Below are 6,253 nucleotides of genomic sequence, written 5' to 3'. Positions count from 1 at the left end.
TATAACGTGTATTACGTTAATTTTAGGAAATTTTTAGAATCACTATGCAGATCATCAATTTAATTGCGAATCATTTTATATTGTTTTCTATACAATAGTTTTTCCATTTATTTTTAAAATCTTCTATAGCTTTTTCTGCTTCTTCCTCTTTGGTATAGATAGGTGATTTCTTTACTTCATCTACTATCTGATTGAAAATTTCACCTTCCTCTTTGAAGAGGTTGCTATAAATACTTTTAGCTTTTTCTACGTCTGAACCCATTTGATGAAAAGTCATCAAGGTGTCTGCTGCATATGCAATTCCATCACATTGTTTATTGTCATCCGCATATGAAAAGGAACAAATTAGTAATAAGATCGAAAAAATTATTGGTTTTCTCATAATGGGAAATTTCATTTTAAAAATAAATACTAAAAGATTTCTATGGATATTAAAATCTATAGAATTTTACTTCATTTAACATAATAGAGCTTATACGAAATGCTTTTTAAAATATCCTTGTTTTTCATATAGTTAAAAATTTTTCATCCCCCTGAAAAACCACAAAAAACCGACTTGGAAACAAGTCGGTTTCTTTTTAAGCAAAACTGTAACTTTTAGCCAATAAAATTGATCAAAAAACATTCGTTTTTGCATTTTTTCCTGATTTCTCAAGGGTCACAGTTCAGAAATAATCCCCAATTTCTGCGGACAACTCTTGGGATAAAATAGGCCAACTTTGTAAGCTAAAACTTACGCAGATTTAAGGTTTTTGCGGATTGGTAATCAAAGGCATTAGCCCTATGATGAATACATAAGGGAACTGGATGTTTCCAGAAAACAAGAATAAGAAAATAGCGCAAGGAATGGGCAGCACGAGATCAGTAAGACTAGCAACCCGATATGAAAAAGCCCGACAGGATGTCGGGCTTTTTTATTTAAATCAAACTATGGGACAGTAGTATCTTAAGATGCTAACTTCAATTAATTCTTACTAAGTTGGGTTTATTTAAAAACATTGAATATGTTTTAAATAATAAAAAATCTTAGCTTATTGTCATACTTTAATATTGATTAGAAATATCCATGTTTTATGATTTTTTAGGCACTTAATAATGAAACTCGAATTAAATTTTCCAGATGATTTTCCTAGACAATTAATAGATATGCTTCATGGACTGCACCCACGACTCCCTAAAGGCTATCCAGCAGAATTTATTTCTTTGGATAAAGCTATAGGTAGGAGAGTTGCAGAAAATGTTATCGCTTTAAATGATTACCCGGCTAAAAATTTATCAAAATTTGCCGGCTGGGGAATAAATTCGCATATGACTCAAAATATCAAAGTAAATCACTTTTTAAAAATTAATAACATGTATTTTTGGGATGCAGAGCTTTATAGATCCAAAGATATATATCAAATTGATTACAAAGAAGATTCTATTATTAGGCTTCCTAAAAATATCGAACTACCTTCTGAAATAGATGCTGTTATTCAAGAAGATGATAGTAGGTTAGATCTTGAAGATCCCTTTTCCTATAAGGTTCTTTCACCAATAGAAAAATTTGAAGGTGTGATAAAACAAGGAAGCATTATTCAACAAGATGAGTGTTTGGTTCAAAAAGATGAAAAAATTAATGCTGAAAAAGTAATCGTGTTATCGAGAGCTGGTTTAAGAGAAATTGAGGTATATAAAAAACCTAAAATCATTATAGTTAGTATGTATAACTATGATAATGAAGAAAAAATTAGTGAAGAATGTATTTATGTTCAAAATATTTTGCAGCAATGGGGTTACGATGATGTTGGAGTCAAAATCTTAAAACCAATTAGATTAGAGCATGCTTTTAAAAGTGAAATTGAACAAAAAAATCCTATTATTAATCCCGCTTTAACATCTTCACAAGAGCAGTTTACTGATGAATTTCGAGTATTGGCAGCAGAGTACGATTTAATTTTAGTTTGCAGCGCTAGTTCTTCAAGTGGTGGTATTTTAACTTTACCTAAACTTGCTACTTTTGATCAATCGTCAACTAATAGTCCAATCAACATGCTCACGTTAAATGAGGAAAAATTTAAAGTTTTTAGAAGTGATCATCGTTCACATCCAATCAATAAAATGGAAAAAATATTAGATACCCAAGGTCATTATAGAGGTTTAAAAACTCACACTATTGAAGACAAAGCAACTATCGTGAACCTCCTAGGAGATGTTGATGATATTGCGATGACGATGAATGTCGGAGTGAGATATATTTTAAATAGAACTGACCCTAATTTTATAAAAAATAATTTTCACAGAGGATTCATTAAAAATTATGAAACTACCGATAAAATGCAATTATTATTTGGAAATTATACACAGGATGACTCTGGAAAATTCTTGATTGATATTGCTGAAGACACGGGAAATCATAAGTTAAATAAATTCACGTACTCTAATTGTATTGTAGTCATTCCAAGCCAAGCTGATGTTTCAGAAGTCTTCTTTATAAAACTTTATTAAGAATAAAGATGAAACTAAAAGGACTAAGCCCTGTAGCATACAGAACTCAGTCCTTTCGTATAATCGCCATTATGTTAAATGAAGCGAATTTATTCAAAAATTTATTCGATTTGAGTAATTTTAATAATAGTTAAATTTTAAAAAATCATATTTAAATATCAAATTAACAATAAAGTTGGAATTTTCTTATGTTCTTAAAAAAAATAGTTCTAATTAGTACAATAATCACTAGTAGTCTTGCTCTTGCATATGATCCTACAACGCCTTCATATTATTTAACGAAAGAATTGTGTGCAGAATATTATGCAGACTGTATTGATGTCTATGGGTCTGCTGGTAGCGGTGGAATGTCAGAGTGTGGAAACTCTTTAAATACATGCATCACTACAGGTGATTGGAATCCACCAAATCTTCCTGTACCATCATCGGATAGATTATTAAACCTTTTTAGTTCAGAAACTAGAGAAGCTACAACAAGATATACCACGGCCTAATAAATCAGGATCTCAATGTAATATGATTGGGATCCTTACCAACATATATAGAAGAGAAAAATGGATCAATTAAAAAAAATAAATGATGATTTGTATCAAGCTGCAATATTATTAGACAGTATTCCTAGTAAGATTCAATCAGATCCATCACTAGAAAATAGAGAAAATATCTTACTGATAGGAAAAGCTCTCAGTCATATTTTTGAACTCCAAAATAATATTTATAAAATTCGCCCTGATTTAAAAAATAATAATCAGTAATAACAGTTATTTATAGTATTTTTTAAGAAAGATAGCGGCTCATTTGAGAATATAAAAGTAATATTCTATTTGTAATAGTTTCTCTGAAATTAACATAATACGGATTATACGAAACGAGAGTTATCAGCTCTCGTTTTTTGATACAGAAACTGCTAGAATCCTTATACGCCATTGACGTACAAAGAATCTATGTTATTCATTGAAACCAGCATCTTTACCAAGCAAATCAAAGACCTTGTATCTGATGAGGAATATCGTCAACTTCAACAAGATCTATTGGTTCAGCCTGATAAAGGTGACTTGATCAAGAATGGCGGTGGCATTCGAAAAGTACGTTGCGCTCAAGGTAATAAAGGCAAAAGTGGCGGTATCAGAGTAATTTACTATTGGGTAAATGAGGATGATCAAATCTTTTTCTTGGTGGCTTATCCAAAATCTGTAAAAGATAATCTCACGGATAAAGAAACCGCCATTCTGCGCCAACTCGTGAAGGAGCAATTTCATGGATAACAACTTATTTGATGACTTAGTTGCTTCGATTAAAGAAGCTGGAGCAATCAAACGCAAAGAGATCCAAGCAAGTCGAACAACCGAACTTGAATTACCTGATATTAAGGAAGTCCGAGAAAAAACTGGTTTAAGTCAAAGCGAATTTGCTGCACGTCTCCACATCAGTCATCGCACCCTGCAAAACTGGGAACAAGGCCGACGCTATCCGACAGGACCAGCGGCAACATTAATTCGAATCTTAGATGCACATCCTAGCCTTATTTAAAAAAATGCATTAAAAATGGGAGCTTAGCTCCCATTTTTTGACTTCGTATAACGTGTATTATGTTAATTGTAGGAAATCTTAAATATATTTTCTTAGATGTTTTTCAAGAATGTTAGAAAGTATTGTAGATGAATGAATTATCCTATCTATTAGCTCTTCCGACTCTTCTTTTGTCATTGTAGATGTCTTATTTTCAATTATGGTATCAAATGTAATTAACTCATAATAATCAGAATAGGCTTTAAGAGCTTCTCTTTCATATTCCTTCAAAAATTTCATCTTTTTTGAAAAAAGAAGAGCTGAAATTGGTCCACCATAGGGAAAATTATTCACTTCGGATTTTAAATAAGTTAAATATAAGGAAACTTTTTTAATATCTTTAAAAGTTTTTTGAGGATCATCATCTAAGAAAACATTAATACATGTTTCATTGGTCTTGATTAACAGATCATTAGCAGACTTGATTGATTTCATTAATAAAGAGTTTTTTATTCTGAATAAAAACACATATACAGGGATAGCAACTGTAATAGCTTTAAATATAGGAGCTAGCCAATTATAAGGAATAAGATCAGGTTTTATTAATACGCTACAAATGGAAAAAAACCACAAAAGCAGAAGTGACGTCCAAACAACATATAGTTCCTTATCCATATGATTTATTTCACTTTACTTTCAGCGTCATTAATATACTTTTCTATTCTATCAGTAATAAGTTCTTTTAAGTCATCATCTACCACTATCTTTAGATGTCTATTTAAATCAGATTTACGATAACCATTTTTACGAATTAGACCACCAAAAGATTCTTCTAGATAAGAAGATCCAGCTGTAGATATACCATTAAAATCTAAAACAAGAATTTGGTTTGGATTCGTTTTTAAAGATTGGAAAAAAGGTAGTAGAACTTCTTCTCTAAATCGTTCACCACTATGTAGACCATCTTTTCTAGCTCTACCCATAGGTCTTGGATAATATTCTTTAGCCACATCATATTTGATTTCAAGCATAAGTTTTACTCGCGACTAATTTCACATTATTCAAAGGAATTTCCCATCCTACAGTTGTACCTTCAATAGCATCTTTGTAGTCTTTTAAACCAGCGACAGATGACCAAGCCCCTTTTCTACTTAGAACTATCACATTTGCACCATCTACATCAGATTCAACCTGCATGATATCATTAAAGCCTTTTCCTCGATGGTACTCTTCTGTTGCAGATCTTCTCCATTTTGTTGCTATTTCAATCAATTGAGAGTCATTTTTACCAGTAAAGAGTTCAATTGGATTAATAGATAAACGATCTCTTAGCTTAACTGGAATAGTTACCGGAATAGTTTTTCCTACATCTGATACCACGATCAGACATGTATTTTTCTCTTTATCTATGCAAAAGAATAAAAACCATTTCTTATATTGAGCATTTTCATCATAGGCATGATTGATCACATTACTGATTGCTTCAGCAATAGCATTTTGTAAAACAAATCTAGCTCTTCTATCTGGTAAGATCATAGCTATTTGCTCTTCAATCTTTTCGTATTCCTCGCCTAAATCAGCGCTATCTCCCGATAAACACTCCCATCTATCAACAATATTAATAGTTTTACCAACATAAGGAGGCTGTTTAATAAGACTATGAATGCCTAATCTAGAGAACATAGCTTTTACTACATCCTTATCAGAGGTTCGTCCTAGTAATTCTTTTTTATTTTTTAACTTATCCAATTGATGTAAAAGGTAAATAACGCCTTCTGGCAACAATAGTTCTACATCCTTAAAATTAAGATATAAACTCTTATTAGCTCTATCTCTCAGCTTTATTTTTCTTATAGTTTCTAGAAATTTTTCTCTATGACCCATTTTAGCTAATGAGATTACAGATGAAAATTTTATTAAGCCGATATAAGTATGTGATCTTTTTTTACCTTCCTTTCTTATTTTTAAATCTGATTTTTTCTGACGAAGAATAGCTTTTTGATTAGGCTTTTTCACAAAAAATCCTTGTTTTTTAGACGGTAATCGAGCAGATATGATCTTATACAAATGAACTAATAAAAGAAATATATAAAAGGATTTAACATAAAATCTCTTATGCGAAATCTCAGGCAAAAATCCCAACCAAGGGTTGGGAGAGATAAAAATTGACCCTAAATCACGTGGCTAGATAGGTCATAATTATTTTATTAACTTTCCGCCTTGCTTAAGAACAATATATAAAAAATCTAAAATACAT

The 6,253-nt window shown here is 31.2% G+C and carries 9 protein-coding genes; 5 read left to right on the top strand and 4 right to left on the bottom strand.

What is annotated here, in order from left to right; genetic code table 11:
- Nucleotides 1-70: 70 nt before the first annotated feature.
- On the bottom strand, nucleotides 71-277 hold the full coding sequence (locus tag FTV31_RS15260; RefSeq protein ID WP_228284210.1) for a 3-hydroxybutyryl-CoA dehydrogenase: 207 nt from the start codon (nucleotides 275-277) through the stop codon (nucleotides 71-73).
- A gap of 818 nt (nucleotides 278-1,095) precedes the next feature.
- On the opposite strand from FTV31_RS15260, the gene FTV31_RS15255 reads away from it, so the two are divergent.
- The 5 genes from FTV31_RS15255 (at nucleotide 1,096) to nadS (ending at nucleotide 4,017) form a co-directional block, all read left to right on the top strand.
- Nucleotides 1,096-2,487, top strand: a complete 1,392-nt coding sequence (locus FTV31_RS15255) for a hypothetical protein (protein WP_163146732.1) — start codon at nucleotides 1,096-1,098, stop codon at nucleotides 2,485-2,487.
- A 188-nt stretch (nucleotides 2,488-2,675) separates the two neighbouring features.
- Nucleotides 2,676-2,981, top strand: coding sequence for a hypothetical protein (locus FTV31_RS15250; protein WP_163146733.1), 306 nt, complete (start codon nucleotides 2,676-2,678; stop codon nucleotides 2,979-2,981).
- A gap of 60 nt (nucleotides 2,982-3,041) precedes the next feature.
- Nucleotides 3,042-3,242 (top strand): hypothetical protein, encoded by a 201-nt coding sequence (locus FTV31_RS15245; RefSeq protein WP_163146734.1) that lies wholly within the window; start codon nucleotides 3,042-3,044, stop codon nucleotides 3,240-3,242.
- A gap of 189 nt (nucleotides 3,243-3,431) precedes the next feature.
- Nucleotides 3,432-3,752 carry a type II toxin-antitoxin system RelE/ParE family toxin gene (locus FTV31_RS15240; protein ID WP_002126330.1) on the top strand — a complete coding sequence of 107 codons (321 nt, stop codon included), beginning with the start codon at nucleotides 3,432-3,434 and terminating at the stop codon, nucleotides 3,750-3,752.
- Nucleotides 3,745-4,017, top strand: a complete 273-nt coding sequence (gene nadS, locus FTV31_RS15235; RefSeq protein WP_004676016.1) for a NadS family protein — start codon at nucleotides 3,745-3,747, stop codon at nucleotides 4,015-4,017. Before FTV31_RS15240 ends, nadS begins: the two co-directional genes overlap by 8 nt.
- A 78-nt stretch (nucleotides 4,018-4,095) precedes the next feature.
- On the opposite strand, the gene FTV31_RS15230 is transcribed toward nadS, so the two are convergent.
- Genes FTV31_RS15230 through FTV31_RS15220 form a run of 3 tightly spaced genes read right to left on the bottom strand, consistent with a single transcriptional unit; the run spans nucleotide 4,096 to nucleotide 6,012 of the window.
- Complete coding sequence (locus tag FTV31_RS15230) at nucleotides 4,096-4,671, bottom strand: hypothetical protein (protein WP_121973990.1); 576 nt, start codon at nucleotides 4,669-4,671, stop codon at nucleotides 4,096-4,098.
- A gap of 5 nt (nucleotides 4,672-4,676) precedes the next feature.
- A complete protein-coding gene (locus FTV31_RS15225) occupies nucleotides 4,677-5,027 on the bottom strand; it encodes an STAS-like domain-containing protein (RefSeq protein WP_121973991.1) in 351 nt (116 codons plus the stop codon).
- Nucleotides 5,020-6,012: a hypothetical protein gene (locus FTV31_RS15220; RefSeq protein ID WP_121973992.1), complete on the bottom strand. Its 993-nt coding sequence runs from the start codon at nucleotides 6,010-6,012 to the stop codon at nucleotides 5,020-5,022. Before FTV31_RS15220 ends, FTV31_RS15225 begins: the two co-directional genes overlap by 8 nt.
- Nucleotides 6,013-6,253 lie beyond the last annotated feature (241 nt).

Source organism: Acinetobacter sp. YH16031 (assembly GCF_013417335.1).
GTDB lineage: Bacteria > Pseudomonadota > Gammaproteobacteria > Pseudomonadales > Moraxellaceae > Acinetobacter.
This window is presented reverse-complemented; position numbering and strand designations above follow the sequence as displayed.

Coding starts and splice junctions, on each gene's coding strand:
- FTV31_RS15230 (WP_121973990.1), bottom strand. CDS start 4,671: ATGGATAAGGAACTATATGTTGTTTGGACGTCACTTCTGCTTTTGTGG.
- FTV31_RS15245 (WP_163146734.1), top strand. CDS start 3,042: ATGGATCAATTAAAAAAAATAAATGATGATTTGTATCAAGCTGCAATA.
- FTV31_RS15240 (WP_002126330.1), top strand. CDS start 3,432: ATGTTATTCATTGAAACCAGCATCTTTACCAAGCAAATCAAAGACCTT.
- FTV31_RS15250 (WP_163146733.1), top strand. CDS start 2,676: ATGTTCTTAAAAAAAATAGTTCTAATTAGTACAATAATCACTAGTAGT.
- nadS (WP_004676016.1), top strand. CDS start 3,745: ATGGATAACAACTTATTTGATGACTTAGTTGCTTCGATTAAAGAAGCT.
- FTV31_RS15255 (WP_163146732.1), top strand. CDS start 1,096: ATGAAACTCGAATTAAATTTTCCAGATGATTTTCCTAGACAATTAATA.
- FTV31_RS15225 (WP_121973991.1), bottom strand. CDS start 5,027: ATGCTTGAAATCAAATATGATGTGGCTAAAGAATATTATCCAAGACCT.
- FTV31_RS15260 (WP_228284210.1), bottom strand. CDS start 277: ATGACTTTTCATCAAATGGGTTCAGACGTAGAAAAAGCTAAAAGTATT.